This window comes from Nocardia alni (genome assembly GCF_019038435.1).
Classification (GTDB): Bacteria; Actinomycetota; Actinomycetes; order Mycobacteriales; family Mycobacteriaceae; genus Nocardia; species Nocardia alni.
This window is the reverse complement of record NZ_JAGPOX010000038.1, coordinates 22,643-44,322: the sequence shown is the minus strand read 5'-3', so window position 1 is coordinate 44,322 and position 21,680 is coordinate 22,643. Positions and strand designations below refer to the sequence as shown.

Below are 21,680 nucleotides of genomic sequence, written 5' to 3'. Positions count from 1 at the left end.
GAGCGCAGCGAGGTGGCGGCATGACAGGGCCCGGAGCAGGGGGCGCGCTGTTCGACAACGAGGACCTCGGTGGGGCCGGCGACACCGGCACGGTGGGTTCCGCCGGCGTGGTCGACGTCGGCGACGTGCTGCCGGAGCTGGCCGATGCCGAGACTGTCGCGGAAGTCGTCGCGGCGCATCGCGATATCCAGACCGAAGTGGGTGCGCCGCTGCTGCGCACCGACGCGCTGACGATGAAGTTCGGCGGCCTGACCGCGCTGGACTCGGTGAGCTTCGAGATCCGCCGCGGCGAGATCCTCGGACTCATCGGGCCCAACGGCGCGGGCAAGACCACCTGCTTCAACGCCATCACCGGGGTGTACCGGCCGACGTCGGGCACGGTGGAGTTCGACGGCAAACCGCTGGCCAAGTCCAAGCGCAACGAGATCACCCGTCTCGGCATCGCTCGCACCTTCCAGAACATCCGGTTGTTCGGGGAGATGACGGCGCTGGAGAACGTCGTCGTCGGCACCGACGCCCGGCACCGGACCTCGGTGCCCGGCGCGGTCTTCCGCACCACACGGCACCGCCGTGAGGAGCACGACGCGATCGAACGCGGGATGGCGCTGCTGGAATTCGTCGGCATCGCACCGCGTGCGGTGGAGAAGGCGCGCAACCTGTCCTACGGCGATCAGCGTCGGCTGGAGATCGCCCGCGCGCTGGCGACCGAGCCGAAGCTGCTGTGTCTGGATGAGCCCGCGGCTGGATTCAATCCCAGCGAGAAGTCGGCGCTGATGGATCTGATCCGCAAGATCCGTGACGACGGATTCACGGTGTTGCTGATCGAGCACGATATGCGGCTGGTCATGGGCGTCACCGACCGGATCGTGGTGCTGGAGTTCGGGCGCAAGATCGCCGACGGGCTGCCGGAGCAGATCCGGGAGGATCCGGCGGTGATCGCGGCGTATCTCGGTGTTCCGGACGAGGCGGAGGCCGTCGAAATCGCTGCGGCCGAGCCCGAACCTTCGATGTTCGTCAGCCCGGCCTCGGCGACCGATACCGCGGTGCTGCCGGTGTTCCGGGACGATGCCGAGCCGGGTACCCCCGATGTCGCCTTCCGGGCGCCCGAACCGGTCGCGTCGCGCGGTGCGACACTGGGATCGAGTGCCGTATGGACGGAATCGAGCGGTGCGACACGAGGGTCCGGCGATGGCGAGCCGTTGCTCACGGTCGAGGACATGGTCGTCAACTACGGCAGAATCCAGGCGCTGCACGGTATTTCGCTCACGGTGGCGCAGGGTGAGCTGGTGACCCTGCTCGGCGCCAACGGCGCGGGCAAGACCACCACCATGCGTGCGCTGTCCGGGCTGCTGCCCCTGAGCCGAGGGCGTATCACGTTCGAGGGCAAGGACATCAGCCGTACGCGGGCGCACGAGCGGGTGACCACCGGGCTCATCCAGGCGCCCGAGGGCCGCGGTGTGTTCCCCGGCATGACCGTGCAGGAAAACCTGGACATGGGTTGTCACGCACGGCCGTTCAAACAGCGCTCGGAATATACGAAGACGCTCGACTGGGTCTTCGAACTGTTCCCGCGCCTGGCCGAGCGGCGTAAGCAGATGGGCGGCACCATGTCCGGCGGTGAGCAGCAGATGCTGGCGATCGGCCGCGCGCTGATGGCCCGGCCGCGGCTGCTGCTGCTGGACGAGCCGTCGATGGGTTTGGCGCCCATGGTGATCCAGCAGATCTTCCGGATCATCAGTGAGATCAACGCCCAGGGCACCACGGTGCTGCTGGTCGAGCAGAACGCTCAGCAGGCGCTCACCCGCAGCGATCGCGCCTACATCCTGGAGACCGGTGAGGTCACCAAGACCGGCGGTGGTCGGGAATTGCTGAACGATTCGGCGGTCAAGTCGGCTTACTTGGGCGTCGCGTAACGGCGCGGTCCCAGCGGTTCGATCCGGCCGAACGCATGCCGGGATGGTGGCTGTCTTCTCGACGGTCGGCATCCCGGGTCGCTCGGGCGGGTTGCCACCTTGGCATGCGATCGGCCGGGTCCCTGACCTGGGATTCCGGCCGATCGCGCACCGCTACGTAAAGCAAAGCCGCGATCGCGTGAGTGTGGATTCCGGCCTTGGGTGCCTCGGCGTGCCCGGGGCCGGGATTCCGTTCGGCAGGTCCGGCGAAGTCTGTCGGTGGGTATCCCTAGACTCTGTGCCGTGACCTCAGCCACCAGCGATCAGCGTCCCAGCACCGTACCCGCAGGCGAGCGGCCGACCTTGTTGTTGCTGGACGGGCATTCGCTGGCCTATCGGGCGTTCTACGCGCTGCCGGCGGAGAACTTCAAGACGGTCACCGGGCAGACCACCAATGCGGTCTACGGGTTCACCGCGATGCTGATCAACCTGCTGCGGGACGAGAAGCCGACGCATGTCGCCGCGGCGTTCGACGTCAGCCGCAAGACCTTTCGTTCCGAGGCGTTCCCGGAGTACAAGGCCAACCGCGCCGCCACGCCCGACGAGTTCCGCGGTCAGGTGGAGATCACCAAGGAGGTCCTGGGCGCGCTGGGCATTCCGGTCATGGCGATCGATAACTACGAGGCCGACGATGTTATCGCCACACTGACCACACAGGCTGTGCCGCAGGGCTTCCGGGTGCTGATCGTCTCCGGCGACCGGGATTCCCTGCAACTGGTGAACGGCGATGTCACGGTGCTCTATCCGCGCAAGGGCGTCTCCGACCTCACCCGCTTCACCCCCGAGGCGGTGGAGGAGAAGTACGGTCTGACCCCGACTCAGTATCCGGATTTCGCGGCCCTGCGCGGCGACCCGAGCGACAATCTGCCCGGGATTCCGGGCGTGGGTGAGAAGACCGCCGCGAAGTGGGTGCGCGAATTCGGTGATCTGAACGCGCTGGTCGACCGGGTGGACGAGGTGAAGGGCAAGGTCGGTGATGCGTTGCGCGCCAACCTGTCCAGTGTCGTGCTCAACCGGCAGCTCACCGAGATGGTGAAGGACGTCCCGCTGCCCTACACCCCCGATCAGCTGGCCCAGCAACCCTGGGATCGCGACAAGATCCACCGCCTGTTCGACGACCTGGAATTCCGGGTGCTGCGCGACCGGCTGTTCGACACCCTGTCCGCACCCGAGCCCGAGGCCGAGGGCGGATTCGAGATCTCCGGTGGTGCGGTGGAGCCCGGCGCCGTAGCCGACTGGCTGGACGAGCACGCGAAAACCGACCTGCGCCACGGTATTTCGGTTGTCGGCACGGGCACGCCGGTGGACGGCGACGTGCGGGCGATCGCGATCTCCGCGGCCGACGGCGAGGGCGGTTACTTCGACACCGTCGGCCTGACCCCGGAGGACGAGAAGGCGCTGGGCGCGTGGCTGGCCGATCCCGCGGTGTCCAAGGCGGTGCACGAGGCCAAGGCCGCCATGCACGCGCTGCGCGGGCGGGGCTGGCATCTGGGGGGCCTGTCCAGCGATACCGCGCTGGCCGCCTATCTGGTTCGCCCGGGGCAGCGCACCTTCAACCTCGACGACCTGTCGCTGCGCTATCTGTCCCGCGAGCTGCGGGTGGAGTCCGATGGGGAGGCACAGCTGTCCCTGCTGGACGAGGAGGGTTCGGTCGACGCCGAACTGGCCCAGGCCGAGATCCTGCGCGCCCGCGCGGTGGCCGATCTGGCCGACGCGTTCGACGCCGAACTTCAGGGCATCGAATCCACCACTCTGCTCACCGAGATGGAGCTGCCGCTGCTGGGTGTGCTGGCCGAGTTGGAGGAGGCCGGTATCGCGGTCGACACCGCCGCACTCGAGCAGTTGCAGTCCGAATTCGCCGATCGGGTCGCCGACGCCGCGAGCGCGGCCTACGAGGTCATCGGCAAGCAGATCAACCTCGGCTCGCCGAAACAGCTTCAGGTGGTGCTGTTCGAGGAGCTCGAGATGCCCAAGACCAAGCGCACCAAGACCGGCTACACCACCGACGCCGACGCGCTCGAGTCGCTGTACGAGAAGACCCAGCACCCGTTCCTGGAGCACCTGCTGGCGCACCGCGACGCGACCCGCCTGAAGGTGACGGTCGACGGCCTGCTCAAGGCCGTGGCCGACGACGGCCGCATCCACACCACCTTCAATCAGACCATCGCCGCCACGGGTCGGCTGTCCTCGACCGAGCCGAACCTGCAGAACATTCCGATCCGGACCGATACCGGCCGCCGCATCCGCGACACCTTCGTCGTCGGTCCCGGCTACGAATCGCTGATGACCGCCGACTACAGCCAGATCGAGATGCGGATCATGGCGCACCTGTCCAAGGACGCGGGCCTGATCGAGGCGTTCAACTCCGGCGAGGATCTGCACACCTTCGTCGCGTCCAAGGCGTTCGACATCCCGATCGGCGAGGTGACTCCCGAACTGCGCCGCCGCATCAAGGCGATGTCCTACGGTCTGGCCTACGGCCTGTCCGCCTACGGCCTGTCCCAGCAGCTGAAGATCAGCGCCGAGGAGGCCAAGGCCCAGATGGAGGTCTACTTCGCCCGCTTCGGCGCGATCCAGGACTATCTGCACGACGTGGTCGACCAGGCCCGCAAGGTCGGCTACACCGAAACCCTGTTCGGCCGCCGCCGCTACCTGCCCGACCTGGACTCCAGCAACCGTCAGCGCCGCGAGGCCGCCGAACGCATGGCCCTGAACGCCCCCATCCAGGGCACAGCGGCCGACATCATCAAGGTCGCGATGATCAACGTGCAGAAGGCGATCCACAACTCCGGCCTGACCTCACGCACCCTGCTCCAGATTCACGACGAACTCGTGTTCGACGTAGCCCCCGGCGAGCGCGACCAACTGGAAGCCCTTGCCCGCCAGCACATGTCGAGCGCCATCGAACTGTCCGTGCCCCTGGAGGTTTCGGTCGGCGTCGGCCGCAGCTGGGACGCGGCGGCGCACTAGGTGGGCGCGCGGGGAGCCGAGGGGGCGGCAGCAGGCCGACGGGGCAGGAGTGAGCCGATGGGGGGAGCAGGCCGACCGAACGCCAGGTCGGGGCGACTGAGTGACGTCTCTGGGCACTGAGCAATGGTTACAGCGTTCGTTCGGTGCCTATATGGTCTGCTCAGTCGGTGGCGGGGGGCTGACGGGGGTGATTTGGGTCTCTGCTCGCATATGGCTAAATCTTCGCAAACTGGACGCGCCGACTAGTTGCTCGATAATTGCGAGTGATCTAGGGCGGGCTGTCTCAGCCCCTCAATCGGTCATTTGACCTGGTTGCCGGCCGCATCCCCAACCGTTGGTTTTCCGTTAACGGACGTTTGTGACGAAGTTACCCGTCGGTTCCGCGCAAATGTGGTTGCTATCAGCGGTTCGAGTCCATATTCTCGGAGCCGTGCCGAATTCCGCCGCTAGCCACAGCGCCGCTCGCAATGTCGCCGATCGCGACCGCGTGGCGCTATTGCCGCTTACCGCGATGGTGGCCGACGGTCGACTTCTCGTAGTTCTCCGCCGTAGCGGGGTCTGATTCGGACCGGCCCCTCGCTGCGGGCCGATATTGCTTTTCTCTGCGCTGGTCCCCTGTCCACACAGACACGTTTGTGGCGTCGGACACGATGTCACTACTGACGACAAGGCTTCGGGAAGACCTGATACCCCATGACACTGACCATCAACGCCCATGACTTCATCACCGCCGCTCCGCGCGCCATGCGCACCGAGTGTGGCGGCCTGACCCCCGCCGAGTTCTTCACCCGATTCTGCGAGCAGCCCGGTGGCATCCGGCTCGGCGACTGGAGCCGCCGCGACTCGGCCTATACCGCGACGCTCGAGTTCGGCGACCGCCTGCGGACGGTCGTCTCGGCCGGCAGCCCGGTGGCGGCACTGACCTCCGCCCTCTACGAGGAGGGCTATCCGGTCGAGATCCTCCAGTTCCATCAGCGCAAGACCGGCGCCGGCATCGCCACCTTCGTGCAGTGCGAATGCAACGGACGTCGTGGCTGGGGCGCCGCCCTCGCGGCAGACGGGCCGGAATCCACTGTCCGGGCGATGCTTTCGGGCATCAACTCGTTCAGCTGACCCGCAGACGACTCAACCCCTGTCGCCTGATTCGGCGACGGGGGTTGAGGGTGTAAGGCAGTGTGGCCTTTATCGATTCACGCCTCGCGCAAGCTGACAGGTTGCGCCGCAGGCGGATTCGATCCGCGTTACGCCTGCTCGGGCGCGGCTTCCTGTTCGGCGAGCTGCTTGCGCACATCGTCCATGTCGAGGGACTTCACCTGGGTGACCAGATCCTCGAGGGCCGCCGGGGGCAGTGCGCCCGGCTGCGCGAAGACCAGCACGCCCTCGCGGAAGGCCATGATGGTCGGGATCGACTGGATTCCGGCCGCCGCGGCCAGGCTCTGCTCGGCCTCGGTGTCGACCTTGCCGTGCACCACATCGGGGTGCTCGGAGGAGGACTTCTCGAAGGTCGGGCCGAACATCTTGCACGGGCCGCACCACTCGGCCCAGAAATCGACGAGTACGACATCGTTTCCGGTCACGACCTCGTCGAAGTTCTGCGCGGTCAATGTCTGGGTGGCCATGTGATCCTCTCTGCTCCGCCTCCCCGCGCCTCTGGCCAGATTCGGGTGCCAGGTCAGTGGCGCTGGCGGCTTGCGGTGATTTGATGGGCAAGTTAGCCGGTACCCGGCAAGTTACCCATATTCCCACGAAATCAGTCGTCCAGTTGCGTCTGATACAACGCCGAGCCATGCGGATATCTTCCGTGCACACGAACGAGGCCGGTCCGCACCCTCTTCGATGACCTGGAGGCGGGGATGCCACGATTGAGTGGTGACTGCGACCGCGCGAGTGGGGTTGATCGAGGGGGATGGTATCGGTCCGGAAGTGGTGCGTTCGGCCCGCGACGTCGCCGACGAGGCGTTGTCGGCGGCCGGTGCGGCCGAGATCGACTGGATGCCGCTGCCGATGGGGCAGCGTGCGATCGCCGAATACGATGACCCGCTGCCGTATTCGACGCTGGAGGCGCTGGCCGAACTCGACGGCTGGGTGCTCGGCCCGCACGACAACGCCGCCTACGCCGCGCATCACCGCACCGGAGCCCCGCCCGGCGGCGCGATCCGCAAACGGTTCGGGCTGTACGCCAATATCCGTCCGGTCCGGGCGTTCGCGGGCGTTCGCGCCGGCGGTATCCGGCGCGAGTCGCCGGATATGGACCTGGTCATCGTGCGGGAGAACAGCGAGGGCTTCTACGCCGACCGCAATATGTTCTCCGGTTCCGGCGAGTTCCAGCCCACCCCCGACGTGGCGATGTCCGTTGGCGTCTTCAGTCGCGCCGCGATCGAGCGGATCGCGCACGAGGCGTGCCGCCTGGCCCGCTCCCGACGCAACCGGCTGACCATCGTGCACAAGGCCAACGTGCTGCCGATGACGATGGGCCTGTTTCGCGACGTCTGTTACGAGGTGGCCGCCGACTATCCCGGACTGAACATCGACGACGAGCATGTCGACGCCGCCGCCGCGCATCTGGTGCGCGCGCCCGGCGACTACGATGTCCTGGTCACCGAGAACATGTTCGGTGACATCCTCTCGGATCTGGCCGCCGAACTGGGCGCCTCCCTGGGAACGGCGCCCTCGCTGAACTGCTCACGGACCCAGGCGATGGCGCAGGCGGTGCACGGCGCGGCCCCGGTGCTGGCGGGGCACAACCGCGCGAATCCGGCGGCCATGCACCTGTCGACTGCGATGCTGTTGCGCTGGTTGGGTGCGCGCCGCGAGGACGCAGAGGTGATGCACGCGGCCGAGCGCATCGAGCGGGCCGTCGCGGCGACCTTCGAGGCCGGAATCGCGACGGCCGACCTCGGTGGACTGGCCTCTACCAGCGAATTCACAGAACAGGTTCGCGCGCGGGTTCGGCGCTGGTGATAAGGTCCTCGACTCGGCGTGTAAGGGCAACAGCGGGGCGCGGTACGGATTAACCTTCGGTAACCGAGCGGCACGGTCGGTCCGTATCGCCTAGATTTCGTACGGCGGGTGACTCGCGTTGTCGCCCATCCAAACATGGAGGACTGCTGTGTCTGTTCGATCCGGTGCTCGCGGGAACATCCTGCGAGCCGCATGCATTGTCGCCGGTGGTGCGCTGCTGCTGACGGGATGTACGAAGAACTCGGAGAGTAACGCCCCGACCGTGGCGAAGGTCCAGGTCAGCAAGGTGGATTCGCTCGCGTCCCAGCTACCCGCGAAGGTGAAGTCGGCCGGCAAGCTGGTCGTCGGGGTCAATGTGCCCTACTCGCCCAACGAGTTCCAGGATCCGTCCACCGGTAAGATCGTCGGCTTCGATGTGGATCTGATGAACGCGGTCGCCTCGACCCTCGGCGTCACCGCCGACTACCAGCAGGCCGATTTCGAGAAGATCATCCCGGCGATCCAGGCGGGCACCTACGACCTGGGCATGTCCTCGTTCACCGATAACACCGACCGCGAGAAGACCGTCGATTTCGTCGACTACTTCTCCGCTGGCAGCCAGTGGGCCGAGCAGAAGGGTCAGAACATCGACCCGAACAACGCCTGCGGCAAGAAGGTGGCAGTGCAGCGCACCACCGTTCAGGAGACCGACGAACTCCCGGCCAAGAGCAAGGCCTGCACCGACGCCGGTAAGCCCAAGATCGACATCGTCGCCTTCGACGACCAGAGCGCGGTGGCCAACGCGCTGGTGCTCGGCCAGGTCGACGCGTTCTCGGCCGACTCGCCGGTGACCGCCTACGCGGTGAAGCAGAACCCGGACAAGATCCAGACCGACGGCCCGATCTTCTCCTCCGCGCCGTACGGCTGGCCGGTGCCGAAGGGCTCGCCGCTGGGCCCGGTACTGCAGGCCGCGGTGCAGCATCTGATGGACGACGGCGACTACAAGAAGATCGCCGACAACTGGGGCGTGCAGCAGGGTGCGATCACAAAGTCCGTGATCAACGGAGCCAAGGGCTGAGCTGAGTGAGTTCGACGGACCCCGACAAGTCCCCCGAGGCCGCGGCGGCCAGTGCCGCCGCGGCTGCGGCCGCACCAGAGCCCGCGCCGATCAAGGCGGTGCCGTTGCGGCATCCGGGCCGGTGGGTCGCGGCGGTGATCATCCTGGTGCTGGTGGCGCTGTTCCTCTATGGCGCGGCCACCAACGACAGCTACCAATGGAGTACATACCGGGATTATCTGTTCGATCAGCGGATCCTCCAGGGCGCACTGGTCACCTTGGAGCTCACCGTGATGGCGATGGCGATCGGCGTCGTCCTGGGCATCACGTTGGCGGTCATGCGGCTGTCGCCGAATCCGGTGCTGCGCTCGGTGTCCTGGGTGTATCTGTGGATCTTTCGTGGCACACCGGTGTATGTGCAGCTGGTGTTCTGGGGGCTGTTCCCATCGCTGTACAAGCATATTCAGCTCGGAATCCCCTTCGGCGGACCGCATTTCACCGATTGGAACATCCAGCAGTGGCAGGCCGCGATGCTGTTCGCCACGATCGGCCTGGGCCTGAACGAATCGGCCTATATGGCCGAGATCGTGCGTGCCGGAATCAATTCCGTGGGTGACGGGCAGCGGGAGGCATCGGTCGCGCTGGGCATGTCGTGGGGGCAGACGATGACGCGCACGGTATTGCCGCAGTCGATGCGGGTGATCATCCCGCCGACCGGCAACGAGCTGATCAGCATGCTCAAGACCACCTCGCTGGTGACCGCTATTCCGCTGACCACCGACCTGTACGGGGTGGCGCGCAACATCTCGGGCGTCAACTTCCGTCCGATCCCGCTGCTGATGGTCGCCGCGAGTTGGTATCTGGTCGTCACCAGCGTGCTGATGGTCGGGCAGTTCTACCTCGAGCGGTACTACTCGCGCGGTGTGAGTCGTCAGTTGACTGCCCGGCAGCAGCGCGCCATGACTGAGGTCGCCGGGGGAACGGGCGGGGTTCACTGATGTCCACCGCGGCAAGCGATTCCACGAACCTCGGAGACGGATCGACCCCGATGATCCTGGCCCAGCAGGTGTGCAAGAACTTCGGCAGTCTGCAGGTGCTCAAGGGCATCTCGCTGGAGGTGACGCGGGGCGAGGTGCTGTGCATGATCGGCCCGTCCGGGTCGGGCAAGTCGACCTTCCTGCGCTGCATCAACCACCTGGAACAGGTCAACGCCGGACGGCTGTACGTCGACGGCGATCTGATCGGTTACCGGGAGAAGGGCGATCGGATCTATGAGATGAGCCCTCGCGCCGCCGCTCGCCAGCGTCGCGACATCGGCATGGTGTTCCAGCACTTCAACCTGTTCCCGCACCGCACGGCCTTGGACAACATCGTCGAGGCGCCCACCCAGGTGAAGAAGATCCGCAAGGCGGACGCGATCACCCGGGCCAAGGAGCTCCTGGACCGAGTCGGCTTGGCGGACAAGGCCGATTCGTACCCCTCACAGCTGTCCGGCGGCCAGCAACAGCGCGTCGCGATCGCCCGCGCCCTGGCCATGGACCCCAAGCTGATGCTGTTCGACGAGCCCACCTCGGCCCTGGACCCCGAACTGGTCGGTGAGGTGCTGGGCGTCATGCGCGAACTCGCCGCCTCCGGCATGACCATGATCGTGGTGACCCACGAGATGGGCTTCGCTCGCGAGGTCGCCGATCAGCTGGTGTTCATGGACGCCGGCGTCGTGGTCGAGTCGGGCAATCCCCGTGAGGTGCTTGCCAATCCGCAGCACGACCGCACCAAGGCGTTCCTGTCGCGGATTCTCTAGTGGGCTGGTCCTGAAGTCGCACGGTTGCGTCCCGGCCGGTATCTCACGGTGCCCGGGAGTCTGCGGATGGCCCCGGGCGGGGTGAGGCGAAGGCGATGCGCAGCTGGCCCAGCAGCGCTTTGGCCGCGGGGCTGGCGGGGTGGTCGGTGCGCCAGGCCAGGGCGAGGCGGCCGTGTAGTTCGGGGTCGATGATCTCGACCGTGCGTACGCCCGCGACGGCGGCTTGGGCGGCCGGCAGATCGGGGACGATGGCGATGCCCAGGCCGCCCGAAGCCAGCCGGGTGAGCAATGGTGGTGCGGCGGCTTCGAATTCGATGCGCGGGGTGAATCCGGCGGCAGCGCAAGCTCGTTCGAGTACGCCGCGGATGCCGGTGCCACGGGTCAGGCAGATCAGTGGGTAGTCGCGTAGGGCGGAAAGTGTCGTCCGGTCGTCGAATTCGGTATTCGCGGTGGCGACCACGGCGTTGATGCGGGTATCCAGAACAACGTCGATGCCGAGGCTGGGATCGAGCTCGGCGCCGGTCAGTCCGACCAGGGCGATATCGAGATCGCCGCGGACCACCGCGGCGAGCATGCGGTCGGAGGTGTCCTCGGTGAGGCTGATCGCGACCTGCGGATGGTCCCGATGGAATCCGGTCAGCACTCGGGTGACGTCGAACTCTTCGGTGGCCGCGCCGGAGACCAGCCCGATGCGGACGTGTCCGCGCAGCAGGCCGGTGAATTCGTCGACGGTGTGCGAAACCTGCTGTGCGGCAGCGAGGGCCGCTCGTGCGTGCGGGAGTATTGCCGTACCGGCCGCGGTCGGGGTGATCGATCGGCTGGACCGGTCCAGCAGGGACTGTCCCAACTCCTTTTCCAGCAGCCGGATCTGGGCCGAGAGTCCCGGCTGTGCCAGATGCAGGCGGGCCGCGGCGCGGGTGAAATTCGCCTCCTCGACGACCGTGACGAAGTAGCGCAGCTGCCGCAGTTCCATAACTATTGATTATAGCTTCGAGAAGATCTAGCTGTTCGACTTCTAGTAGCGGGTCGAGCACTGTGGATCTCATGACGCACTCACTCACCGAACTCCCCGCGGTCGCCGGGCCCGTCTTCCGCCCGGGCGACGCCGGATACGACGAGGAGGTCACCGGTTTCCAGACCGCGTACACCCACCGGCCCGCGCTCGTGGTCGGAGCGCTGCACGCCGAGGATGTTCGTGCCGCCGTGGAGTACGCCGCGCGCCACGGGCTTCCGATCGCCGTGCAGGCCACCGGCCACGGGCTGTCGGTCGCCGCCGCCGAGGGCGTGCTGATCAGTACCCGCCGGATGCGGGATATCGCGGTCGATCCGCTCGCCCGCACCGCCCGCGTGGGCGTGGGCGCGGGCGTCCAGGCGCAGGGCCAGATCGCTGCGGCGGCCGAATACGGCCTGGCCCCACTCAACGGCTCCTCCCCGACGGTCGGGGTCATCGGCTACCACCTGGGCGGTGGTCTGGGCATCCTCGCCCGCACCTTCGGCTACGCCGCCGATCACGTGCGGGCGATCGACCTGGTCACCGCCGACGGCCGCCTGCGCCACCTGACGCCCGACGACGAACTGTTCGGCGCGGTCCTCGGGACCGGCGGCAATTTCGGCGTGGTCACCGCAATGGAACTCGACCTGCTCCCGATCACCACCGTCTACGGCGGTCAGCTGACCTTCGACACCAGGTTGGTGGAACCGGCGCTCGAGGCATGGAGGCTCTGGACGCGAGACGTTCCCGAGGAGATGACCTCGGCCATCACCATGATGACGATGCCCGACATCCCGGTGATCCCGGAACCGTTGCGCGGCCGCTACATCGCCACGATCAACATCGCGTACACAGGGCCGGAGCGCGACGGTGAACGGTTGGTCGCGCCGTTGCGGGGCATTGGTGAACGACTGGCCGACACCGTGCGCACGATGTCGTACCGAGAAACCGACACCATCTACAGCGACCCGCCCTTCCCGCACGCCTACTCCGCGACCAATGCCCTGCTGTCCGACCTGACATCCGATGTGACCCAAGCCCTTCTGGATGTCGTCGGCGCGGACTCCCCGGTCCCGGTGGTCGCCGGTTTCCGTCACCTGGGCGGCGCGCTGCGCCGACCCGGTCCGGCCGACGCGGCGATCGACCACCGCGCCGCCGAATACCTGGCTCGCTTCATCACGGCTCCCGAATCCGGTGGCACGGCGGTCCGCGACCGTCACGACCTGATCGCGGAGACGTTGTCCCCTTGGACGATCGGCCACAGCCTCAACTTCCTGTACGGCGCGGGCGACTGGGCCGACGAGTCCCAAACCCGCATCGGCTACACCCAGCAGACCTACGGTCACCTGGCCACGATGAAGGCGAACCTGGACCCCGCCAACCTCTTCCGCTACAACCGCAACATCCGCCCGAGCAGCTAGTGCCTACGGTGATTCGCTGAGCCATTCGGCGACGGTGGTGAAATCGGCGTCGAGCAGGCCCAGCGTGCCATCGACCCGATGCAGTAGCGCCCGGCCGCTGTGGTTCCCGCGAACCCAAGTCCGGTCCTGCTGTCTGAGTTCGTCGTCAACCCAGACGAACGGCCGCCCACCGGCTACATTGACCAGAGTCCTTGTTTTCCAATGTAATTCATCGTCGTAATAGTCGCTGCCAGGATAGATGGGCAGCATCACCACGGGTAACCGCGGCAGGCCCAGGAGCGGAGCGATGACGCGGTTGGCGTCCTCGCCCCATCCGGTGGCCCACACCAGTTCGCAGGCCAGTGCCGCAAGCTGGTCGCCGAGGTCTCGGCTCAACGAGGACAGGAGCGGATTGGACGGCTGTTGCCAAGCGGCCCAATCCACCTCGTCCACCGCGAATGCGTCGCCGCCCCTCGGAAGCAATGTCCCGTCGACGTCCAGGAACAGCAGCGGTTGATTCGAACCCCGGATCACACAGCCAATTCTGCGCAGACGACCGCTGTTCGGCCACTGGCGACGTGGATGTTTTCGGTTCGATATCGTCATGCTTCGTATTCGAGCCGAATCCGTTGGATCCGGATTCCCCTGGGCGTCGAGGAGATTCGGAATCCGCGTCCGCGCAGCAGCGCGCTAGCCGACGGGGAAGATGTACTCGCCGTTGCCGGGACGGTAGACGGGCCAGTTCGGGTCGTTGTCGAGTCCGGTCGCGACGAAATCGGCGGCGGCCGAGCTGAAGGAGCAGGCCAGTTCGCGGTCGGCGTCGGTGACCGGGCCGAGCATCGGTGCGTCCGGATAGGCGTCGAGGTTGTCGAAGAAGAACGGTAGTTCCGCGCAATGCGGGGAGCCGAGTGCCGGGGCGGCCTGGGAGGTGCGGGTGAAGCGGTAGACGTGGGCGGGGACCCCTGCCTCGGCGCGTGCGCGGGTGATCCGGTCGATGCCCGCGCCGAACAACTGCTCGGTCTCCTCGGCGAGTTCGGGGGCGTCGGGCGGGAGTGAACCGGCACGGAACGCGGTGATCTCGTGCTCGGTGCGTCCGATCAGCACCTGCTTGTCGCCCAGCTCCGCGAGTGCGTCCGACCAGGTCACGGGATAGCCCGCGCCGCCGAGCACCGGGAACATCGGTGGCGCGATGGCGCCGGGCCGGGCGAGCGCGGCGTAACCGTCCATCAGGTCGGCGACCGGTACCGCGCGCAACGCGGCGCCGACATCGCCGTTCCGGTCGATGCCGAGGATGTCCAAGTAGCGGGTCGCGGTCTGCCGTGCGGTCTGTTGCGACTCCGGTGCCAGACCCCACGGTCCGCTCTGCACGATGATCCGGCGCAGGAGCGGGCCCGTCGCCGGATCGAGCGCGAGGGCCAGCGCGGAGAACGCACCGGCCGACTGCCCGCCGACCGTGACGGTGGTGCGATCGCCACCGAACGCGGCGATGTTGTCGGCCACCCAGCGCAGGGCCGCGCCCTGATCCTGCGCGCCGAGGTTGTTCGCGCCGATCTCTGGCAGCCACAGATAACCCAGCGCATGCAGGCGGTAGTTCGCGGTGACCACCACGATATCGCCGGCTTCGGCGAGCCGGGCCCCGTCGTACCAGTCCCACCCGCCCGAACCGCTGCTGAAACCGCCGCCGTGGAACCACACCAGCACCGGGCGGGGTCGGCCGTCGGTCAGCGCCGCGGTCGGCGCCCAGACGTTGAGGTTCAGGCAGCCATCCTCGTCCCAGTCCGGTTTCCGCGACCCCATGACCGCCTCCAGCCGCGAAGGCAACTGCGGGACCGAAGGCCCGGGCCGATCGGTTGCGCGCACCCCGGACCAGCCCTGATGCGCCGCCGGCGGTCGGAACCTCGCGTCACCGACCGGGCTGGCCGCGTAGGGGACCCCGAGAAACGCCGTGACTCCGCCTCGGTCCACGCCCGAAAGTTGTCCCTGTTCGATCCTGACGGGCTGCTGCGAACTCATGAGTACCTCCGTGTGCGATTCACTCTCGATATCCATCTACTCAGGCAGGGCAGGATATGCGCCAATATTCGCGTTCAATCTGTCGTATCTGTGCCATTTTCTGCCGGTAAACTCAGAATGTGCGCCGTCAGCTCGATGAGATCGACCGGCGAATAGTCGCCGCACTCCTGCTCGCACCGAGAATCAGTTGGCGCGCACTGTCCGCCGCTCTCGACATCCCGGAACGCACCCTCGTGCGCCGGGTCGGCCCCCTCTACGGCGACGGCACGCTGCGCGCGACCGCCGTGCCCAACCCCGCATACTTCCCCGACCTGATCCCGCTCGTCCTGCGGGTGCGGTGCCGGCCCAACCGGGTCACCGAGGTCGCCGACGTCATGGCGCGCCGGCCGGACACGGTCTGGGTCGACATCCTCGGCGGAGACGAGGTCTGCACCGTCCACTTCCTGGACGGCCCGCAGGCGCGCACCGACCTCCTGCTCCGCCAGTTGGTCGCGACCCCCTCGGCGACCTCCTGGACCTTCCACGAGTTCCTGCGCATCTTCCCGACCGCCTTCACCTGGTCCGGCGGCATCCTGACCGAGGAACAGACGCGCACCCTGTCGCCCGGCCTTCCCCTGGTCACCGAGCCCACGCCCCTCCGCGAGATCGACCTCGCACTCATCCGCGCCCTGGTCCACGACGGCCGCGCCCCCTACCGAGATCTCGCGCAGCGCACCAAGATATCGCCGGTCACCGCGCGCCACCGAGTGGACACACTGCTCGCCGGGGGAGCCGTCCGCCTCGCCACCGAGGTCGACCTGGCACTCCTGGGCATCCGAACCGAGGCCCTCCTCTGGATGACCGTGCCACCCTCGATCCTCGACGAGACCGGCCAACGCCTCGCCCAACATCCCCAGGTCCGCTTCGCCGGCGCCGTAACAGGCACCGCCACCCTGTTCCTGGCAGTCGCCGCCCCCGACCTAGCCGCCCTCTACACCTTCCTGACCGAAACAATCGGCGCCATAGACAACCTCACAACCCTCGAAACCGCCCCCATCCTGACCACGGTCAAGCGAACCGGCCTGGCCCGCCTACCGGCACCACGCCGATGAGCCGACTCCTGGTGCTGGTGAACGGACTTCCCGGCTCGGCCTCGCTCCGGTGCTGACAGTCGATACGACGCAATCGACGGACTGCGCCGTGCTGGCTGAGCGGGTTCGCCGTGTCGCCAGGTCGGTCCGCGAAGACCTCTGTTAGTCCGACTCCTCGGGTTCGGCATCGGCGAGGCTGCTCCACACGACGGTGCTGTCTTCGGTGTACAGGCGGATTTCTCCGCTGGACTCCACCTCGAGGTGGTCGGCCGGGCCGGCGAGTTGCTCGAGGGGGGTGCCGTTGTCGGCGAGGACCCGGAGGTATCCGTCGATGTCCAGGGTGAGACCGGCGCTCGTGGCGGTGCCGGCGTACCAGGCCGGGGCGCCGTCGGCGTCGTAGAGCCAGATGCCGTTTCCGGGCTCGTGGGCCAGGACGACGTCGCGGTGGGCGGAGGTCAGGGACTGGTTGTGCAGTGATTGGCCGCGGCGCAGGACCGCGCCGCGGGGCGGGGTGAGTCCGGATGCGGTGGAGCAGGGGGCGTGGCCCAGGGCCTGCCAGACGATGGTTTCGGTGGCGTTCAGCAGGGCCAGGGCGCCGTCGTCGCGGACTTCCAGGCGGATGACGCCCAGATTCGTTGTGCCCGAATGCCAGACGGGTGCGCCGCAGGAGGTGCGCAGGACCAGGTCGCCGGCGGAGGTCAGGTCGAGCCGGCTGTCGCCGAGCCAGTCGGTGCCGGTCATCCAGACCGGGGTGTGGGTGGTGTTGCAGTAGAGCACCAGATTCCCGTTGTGGTGGTGCAGCAATGTGTGCGATCCGGACGGGGAGGTCAGCGATTGGCGGCGCAGGCGTGATCCCGGTTCCAGCGTGGGGCCGCCGTATTCGTGCGGTCGTGCGGGCGGGGGTGTCGTGGTCGAGGAGGGAGAGTTCTGGCGCCACAGCGGATTTCCGGCCGCGTCGAGCAGGCACAGAGTCAGGCCCGCGTCCGCTAGCCGCCGCCAGGTCAGGATCGTGCCGGCCTGCTCGAACCACTGTGCCAGCGGTAAATCCAGCCATACGGATTCGTTCTTGCCGGTGGCCAGCAACGAGCCGTCGGGTTCGCGTTGGACGGTATGCGTGATCGCGCCGCGCGCGTTCCTGCGGTAGAGGTACCCATCGGAGGTGATCTCGGCGGCCGGCGCCGAATCCTCGAAGACGGGTCGGGCATTGGCTCGCCGGGAGCCGCCCGTGCCGACCGTGAGGTCACCGAGACGTTCGGCCCTGCGGGTGGGTCGCGGCGTCTCCCGCATGACGCGCACCCCACGATAGACGACCGGGTCCTGGCCCGCGCGGTGGCGATATCCGACGAAACCACTTGCGGCGGCGATAAAACGGATCGACTCGAGTTGGATGTTCCCGGCTCCCTGGTTGCGCAGGATGTTCAGTCGATATCGGTCGTAGGTCCCGGACCTGGCGATCCGGTACATCCGGGACAGGTGCCTGTCGGGGAACGACTGGCCGACGCGAGTGTCCAGAACCTGCCACAGACTTCCGTCCGCCGAGCCGCGCAGCGTCCAGGTCTCCGGATCGCGACGAGGCTCGTCGTTGGCCGAGGTGAGGATGTACCGATCCAACGTAATCGGTTGGGAAAGCTGAAATTCCAGCGTGGCGCGGGTGAAGGGCGCGAGCCATTTGGCGGTTGATCCCCGTATGAGATTCGTGGCGAACTCGTTCATCTGGGGATGTTCGGAACTGGCTCGCACCTCGGTGACCAACTCGGTGACATCGAGTGTGCCGGACGGGCTCGGCGACCGCAGCACTGCCGAGCAGGCGTTGCCGGACCGGTCGCGCCAGGTGACCGAGCGCAGAGATGCCTCGCTGCCGTCGTCGAGCACCAGCCGCAGGCGCCCGGCCGGTTCGTCCCCGATCGAGGTATCGAATTCGTATTCGCGTGCGCTGTCGGCGGTTACGGAACGGTCCGGGCTGTCGTCGATCTCACCCCGGACCTCCACAACATCACCGTGGGCGGTGTGCCGATGGCCGTAGCAGCTCGCCATGTCCGAGGAGAAGCCGATCGTGAACTGCGCGCCGTCGCCGGTGGTCCAGGACAGCTGTTCCAGTTCTACCGACTCGCCGTCGTCCACCGCCACCAGCAGTCGAGTCCCCGGTGACCATTCGGCGCAATCCCCTGCGCGCCACCACATCCGAAACCCGAACGGGGACGCCTCCTGCAGCTGCGACCGCACCGATCCTCCTCGTCAGCCGCGCCGCCGGATATGGATCACCGGTGATCCGCGGTGACACCACCGTAGCCGTCTCACCAGACTCCTTCCACCCCAGTGGTATTCACCACCGGGAGGGTTGCGCCGCGCACCGTGTGATCTCAGACCAGGACAGCGCCTCCGTCGAGGGTGATCACGGTTCCGGTGGCGTGGGGCTGGCTGAGAAAGTACAGGTAGCCACGGGCGATGTCGTCGGGGCCGGCGACGCGGCGCAGGGGAGTGGCGGCGGCGTTGTCGCGGTACAGCTGGTCGCGCATGTCCTGGGGCATCGGATCCCACAGCGGCGTGCGGACCACGCCCGGCATAACGGCGTTGACGCGGATCGGGGCGAGTTCGACGGCCAGGGCACGGGTCAGCCCTTCCATCGCGGTGCAGACACTGGCGGCCACGACGAATCCGGGACCGGGACGTATGCCCGCGGTGCCCGAGGTCAGCGTGATCGAGCCGGTGGGAGCGAGATGTGGCGCCGCCGCCTGAACCGCGGTGAGAGCGCCGAAATAGCGGAGCTCGAAGAACTTTCGGGCCGTATCGATGTCGAGGTCGGCCAGCGGAGTCAGCAGCAGCGGGTCGCCCGCGGTGTAGACGAGGTGGTCGAGCGGGCCGAGGGTGTCGAACAGATCGCGCACCTGCCCGGCGTCGGCGAGGTTGGTGACGCGGCCGGTCACGCCGGAGGGGAGTTCGGCCTTCGCGCGGTCGACGCTCGTTTGCCTGCTGGAGACGACGGTTACCTTCGCGTCCTGCTCCGCGGCGGCAGCTGCCACCGCGAGGCCGATTCCCGAGGTGCCGCCGAGTACTGCCACGTGTTGACCGGTCAGAGACACGATCGTCCTCTCATGTACGGAAATAGTTGCGGAAGAATGAGTTTCGGGAAGAAATGGTCCGTCCCGGAATCCCGCTTTCCAGCATGCGTGCCCTTGCCCGCCCGCGTCCAAGACCTATCGCCGCCGCTGTAATACCCTGAAGGCATCATGGCCGATGTCGATCTCCGCAAGTTGCGCTACTTCGTCGCCGTGGCCGAGCACCTGCATTTCGGCCGGGCGGCTCGGGAGCTGTTCATCGCCCAGCCGGTGCTGTCGCGGCAGATCCGGGCGCTGGAGGACGAGCTGGGTGTGCGGCTGTTCGCGCGTGATCGTCGCTCGACCGAGCTGACGCCCGCGGGCGAGCAGTTGCTCGCCGATGCGCGACCGCTGTTGTCCAGTGCGGAGGCGTTGCGGCGCAGGGTGATCCGCGCCGCCGCCGGTTCGGACACCTTCACCGTCGGTTTCATGCCCGGCGTGAGTGTGACCGCACCCGTGCGCGCCCTGGCCGCGCGCTATCCGGACCTCGCCATCGACCTTGTCCCCACGACCTGGGACGACCAGGTCACCGTGCTGCACGACGGCCGGGCCGACGTCAGTGCGGTCCGGCTGCCGGTCGATCTGCGGGGCCTGCGAGTACTGCCGCTGCACTTCGAGCCGCGCGGAGTGGTCGTCGCCGCCGACCACCCGCTCGCGGGTAAGGACACGGTGCGTATCGCCGACCTCGCCGAGGAGCGGCTCGCGGGTAAACGCGCCGTGCGGATCGCCGACCTCGCCGACGACCACCTGCTCCAGGATCCCGACACCGTGCCGCAGTGGCGCGATATCGCCACTGAAATGCGCGGCGATCCGCCCGCGCCACCGGTCTTCCACAGCGTGGAGGAGAAGCTGGCCCACGTCGCGGCGGGCCGCGGCATCATGTTCCTGCCGTTGTCGGTGATGAACTTCTACACCCGTCCCGACATCGCCTGCCTCGAGGTCGCCGATCTCGCACCCACCCAGGTCGGCCTGGCCTGGCTCGCCGACCGCGGTAGCGCTCTGATCGAGGAATTCGCCGACCTGGCCGCCGAGGCATCGGTTTCGATGTAGGTGCGCCCGGCCTGTCCGTCACCGGGCTGCCGGCCCTCGGGATATCCGCTCGGTGGTCGCCGGCATCGTCACCAGCGCGGATCTGCCGTTGGACGAGTCGCGGGCCGGTTCGAACAGTGAGCGCCGCGGGATCGGTCGAGCGGTCGGGAGCCGTCACTGGTTACATGGAGTGCGTCGGCACCACCCTCACTGAAAGGTGCACCGTATGCGGTACCGCAAGCTCGGTAACTCCGATCTTCAGGTTTCGGAGATCTCGCTCGGGTCCTGGCTCACCTATTCCGGCGGCGTCGCGGCGGATGCGACCCGCGCCTGCACCGAGGCGGCCTTCGACGAGGGCATCAATTTCTTCGACACCGCCAACGTGTACGGTCGTGGCGCGGCCGAAACCGCCTGGGGGGAAATACTTTCCGCCCATCCGCGCGACTCCTATGTGCTGGCCACCAAGGTCTGGGGCCAGATGTCCGACGATCCGGCCGACAGCGGCCTGTCCCCGGCCCAGATCGCCAAGCAAATCGACGCCTCGCTGACTCGCCTGCGGACCGACTATGTCGATCTGTATCAGGCGCATCGGTTCGACCCCGCCGTGCCGCTCGAGGACACCGTCGAGGCCCTGCAACGGGTGGTCGAACAGGGCAAGGCGCGGTATCTCGGGTTCAGCGAATGGACCGTCGAGCAGATCAGGACGGCGATCGAGATCGGCGGGCCGGATCTGTTCGTCTCCTCCCAGCCGCAGTACTCGATGCTCTGGCAGGCTCCCGAGGTCGAACTGTTCGACCTGTGCGCGAAGAACGGCATCTCCAACATCGTCTGGTCACCCCTGGCACAGGGCTTGCTGACCGGTAAGTACGCACCTGGCCGGCCCGCCCCGTCGGGAACTCGATTCGCCAGTGAGGCAATGGGGCTCGCCCAGGGCCTGGTCAACAGTGAGGCCGCGGCCGAGGCCGTACAGCGTCTGGTCCCGCTCGCCGAGGGCGCGGGCATCAGTATGCCGACGCTGGCGTTGGCCTGGGTGTTGCGGCGCAGCGAGGTCGCCTCGGCTATCACCGGAGCCTCCCGGCCCGAACAGGTTCACGCCAACAGCATTGCCGCCGGAGTGAGCCTCTCCGACGAACTTCTCGCCGCCGCCGACGAGGCGCTCGGCGACATTCCGGTCACCGAGGTCACCCTCGGTCCCAACGCCCAGACCGGAATCAAGCGCCGCTCCTGAATTCCGGCAACCACGAATCCGCTGTCCGGTTCCGGCCGGACAGCGGACTCAGTGGCGCCGCGCCGCGTGCCCGCACACCAGCGTCCGGGCGATTCGGTGGTGTGCGGATTCACGCACTGCGGCGTGAATCGGTA

General features: G+C 67.4%; 17 protein-coding genes and 1 pseudogene. 12 read left to right on the top strand and 6 right to left on the bottom strand.

Features of this window, described 5'->3' with window-relative positions; genetic code table 11:
* Positions 1–20: 20 nt before the first annotated feature.
* The 4 genes and pseudogenes from JZ791_RS46515 to JZ791_RS16750 form a co-directional block, all read left to right on the top strand.
* A pseudogene (locus tag JZ791_RS46515) lies at positions 21–965 on the top strand (ABC transporter ATP-binding protein); the annotation flags it as partial.
* A 252-nt stretch (positions 966–1,217) separates the two neighbouring features.
* Entirely contained in the window at positions 1,218–1,913 is a 696-nt protein-coding gene (locus JZ791_RS45055; protein WP_254205832.1) for an ABC transporter ATP-binding protein, read from the top strand.
* Between the two features lie 282 nt (positions 1,914–2,195).
* On the top strand, positions 2,196–4,922 hold the full coding sequence (gene polA / locus JZ791_RS16755; protein ID WP_216895875.1) for a DNA polymerase I: 2,727 nt from the start codon (positions 2,196–2,198) through the stop codon (positions 4,920–4,922).
* A gap of 693 nt (positions 4,923–5,615) precedes the next feature.
* On the top strand, positions 5,616–6,035 hold the full coding sequence (locus tag JZ791_RS16750) for a 2-isopropylmalate synthase (RefSeq protein ID WP_216895873.1): 420 nt from the start codon (positions 5,616–5,618) through the stop codon (positions 6,033–6,035).
* A 128-nt stretch (positions 6,036–6,163) separates the two neighbouring features.
* On the opposite strand, the gene trxA is transcribed toward JZ791_RS16750, so the two are convergent.
* Positions 6,164–6,541, bottom strand: coding sequence for a thioredoxin (gene trxA / locus JZ791_RS16745; protein ID WP_216895871.1), 378 nt, complete (start codon positions 6,539–6,541; stop codon positions 6,164–6,166).
* 250 nt (positions 6,542–6,791) lie between these two features.
* Here trxA and JZ791_RS16740 point away from each other — a divergent pair, with 250 nt between their 5' ends.
* From JZ791_RS16740 to JZ791_RS16725, 4 genes are all read left to right on the top strand, one after another.
* Complete coding sequence (locus JZ791_RS16740; protein ID WP_438804529.1) at positions 6,792–7,883, top strand: isocitrate/isopropylmalate dehydrogenase family protein; 1,092 nt, start codon at positions 6,792–6,794, stop codon at positions 7,881–7,883.
* Positions 7,884–8,031: 148 nt separating this feature from the next.
* A complete protein-coding gene (locus tag JZ791_RS16735) occupies positions 8,032–8,940 on the top strand; it encodes an ABC transporter substrate-binding protein (RefSeq protein WP_216895867.1) in 909 nt (302 codons plus the stop codon).
* Between the two features lie 89 nt (positions 8,941–9,029).
* Positions 9,030–9,917 carry an amino acid ABC transporter permease gene (locus JZ791_RS16730; protein WP_308162957.1) on the top strand — a complete coding sequence of 296 codons (888 nt, stop codon included), beginning with the start codon at positions 9,030–9,032 and terminating at the stop codon, positions 9,915–9,917.
* Complete coding sequence (locus JZ791_RS16725; protein WP_305802013.1) at positions 9,917–10,720, top strand: amino acid ABC transporter ATP-binding protein; 804 nt, start codon at positions 9,917–9,919, stop codon at positions 10,718–10,720. The genes JZ791_RS16730 and JZ791_RS16725 overlap by 1 nt, the downstream gene beginning before the upstream one ends.
* Positions 10,721–10,763: 43 nt before the next feature.
* On the opposite strand, the gene JZ791_RS16720 is transcribed toward JZ791_RS16725, so the two are convergent.
* Positions 10,764–11,693: a LysR family transcriptional regulator gene (locus tag JZ791_RS16720; protein WP_216895864.1), complete on the bottom strand. Its 930-nt coding sequence runs from the start codon at positions 11,691–11,693 to the stop codon at positions 10,764–10,766.
* Positions 11,694–11,764: 71 nt separating this feature from the next.
* Between JZ791_RS16720 and JZ791_RS16715 the strand changes: the two genes are divergently transcribed.
* Positions 11,765–13,132: an FAD-binding oxidoreductase gene (locus JZ791_RS16715; RefSeq protein ID WP_216895863.1), complete on the top strand. Its 1,368-nt coding sequence runs from the start codon at positions 11,765–11,767 to the stop codon at positions 13,130–13,132.
* 3 nt (positions 13,133–13,135) lie between these two features.
* On the opposite strand, the gene JZ791_RS16710 is transcribed toward JZ791_RS16715, so the two are convergent.
* Together JZ791_RS16710 and JZ791_RS16705 are read right to left on the bottom strand one after the other, a co-directional pair.
* Complete coding sequence (locus JZ791_RS16710; RefSeq protein ID WP_308162953.1) at positions 13,136–13,645, bottom strand: HAD domain-containing protein; 510 nt, start codon at positions 13,643–13,645, stop codon at positions 13,136–13,138.
* Between the two features lie 156 nt (positions 13,646–13,801).
* Entirely contained in the window at positions 13,802–15,124 is a 1,323-nt protein-coding gene (locus JZ791_RS16705; protein WP_216895860.1) for a carboxylesterase family protein, read from the bottom strand.
* Positions 15,125–15,243: 119 nt separating this feature from the next.
* On the opposite strand from JZ791_RS16705, the gene JZ791_RS16700 reads away from it, so the two are divergent.
* A complete protein-coding gene (locus JZ791_RS16700) occupies positions 15,244–16,215 on the top strand; it encodes an Lrp/AsnC family transcriptional regulator (RefSeq protein WP_216895858.1) in 972 nt (323 codons plus the stop codon).
* 141 nt (positions 16,216–16,356) lie between these two features.
* On the opposite strand, the gene JZ791_RS16695 is transcribed toward JZ791_RS16700, so the two are convergent.
* Together JZ791_RS16695 and JZ791_RS16690 are read right to left on the bottom strand one after the other, a co-directional pair.
* Positions 16,357–18,417, bottom strand: coding sequence for a hypothetical protein (locus JZ791_RS16695; protein WP_216895856.1), 2,061 nt, complete (start codon positions 18,415–18,417; stop codon positions 16,357–16,359).
* A 137-nt stretch (positions 18,418–18,554) separates the two neighbouring features.
* Positions 18,555–19,274, bottom strand: coding sequence for an SDR family oxidoreductase (locus JZ791_RS16690; protein ID WP_216895854.1), 720 nt, complete (start codon positions 19,272–19,274; stop codon positions 18,555–18,557).
* A 147-nt stretch (positions 19,275–19,421) separates the two neighbouring features.
* Here JZ791_RS16690 and JZ791_RS16685 point away from each other — a divergent pair, with 147 nt between their 5' ends.
* Both JZ791_RS16685 and JZ791_RS16680 read left to right on the top strand, forming a co-directional pair.
* Positions 19,422–20,339: a LysR family transcriptional regulator gene (locus JZ791_RS16685; protein WP_216895852.1), complete on the top strand. Its 918-nt coding sequence runs from the start codon at positions 19,422–19,424 to the stop codon at positions 20,337–20,339.
* Positions 20,340–20,544: 205 nt separating this feature from the next.
* Positions 20,545–21,546 carry an aldo/keto reductase gene (locus tag JZ791_RS16680; RefSeq protein ID WP_216895850.1) on the top strand — a complete coding sequence of 334 codons (1,002 nt, stop codon included), beginning with the start codon at positions 20,545–20,547 and terminating at the stop codon, positions 21,544–21,546.
* The last annotated feature ends 134 nt before the right edge of the window (positions 21,547–21,680 follow it).

What these genes read in the sequence shown, in the direction of transcription:
- JZ791_RS45055 (WP_254205832.1), top strand. Translation starts at nt 1,218, where the DNA reads ATGGTCGTCAACTACGGCAGAATCCAGGCGCTGCACGGTATTTCGCTC.
- JZ791_RS16750 (WP_216895873.1), top strand. Translation starts at nt 5,616, where the DNA reads ATGACACTGACCATCAACGCCCATGACTTCATCACCGCCGCTCCGCGC.
- trxA (WP_216895871.1), bottom strand. Translation starts at nt 6,541, where the DNA reads ATGGCCACCCAGACATTGACCGCGCAGAACTTCGACGAGGTCGTGACC.
- JZ791_RS16725 (WP_305802013.1), top strand. Translation starts at nt 9,917, where the DNA reads ATGTCCACCGCGGCAAGCGATTCCACGAACCTCGGAGACGGATCGACC.
- JZ791_RS16720 (WP_216895864.1), bottom strand. Translation starts at nt 11,693, where the DNA reads ATGGAACTGCGGCAGCTGCGCTACTTCGTCACGGTCGTCGAGGAGGCG.
- JZ791_RS16715 (WP_216895863.1), top strand. Translation starts at nt 11,765, where the DNA reads ATGACGCACTCACTCACCGAACTCCCCGCGGTCGCCGGGCCCGTCTTC.
- JZ791_RS16705 (WP_216895860.1), bottom strand. Translation starts at nt 15,124, where the DNA reads ATGAGTTCGCAGCAGCCCGTCAGGATCGAACAGGGACAACTTTCGGGC.
- JZ791_RS16685 (WP_216895852.1), top strand. Translation starts at nt 19,422, where the DNA reads ATGGCCGATGTCGATCTCCGCAAGTTGCGCTACTTCGTCGCCGTGGCC.
- JZ791_RS16680 (WP_216895850.1), top strand. Translation starts at nt 20,545, where the DNA reads ATGCGGTACCGCAAGCTCGGTAACTCCGATCTTCAGGTTTCGGAGATC.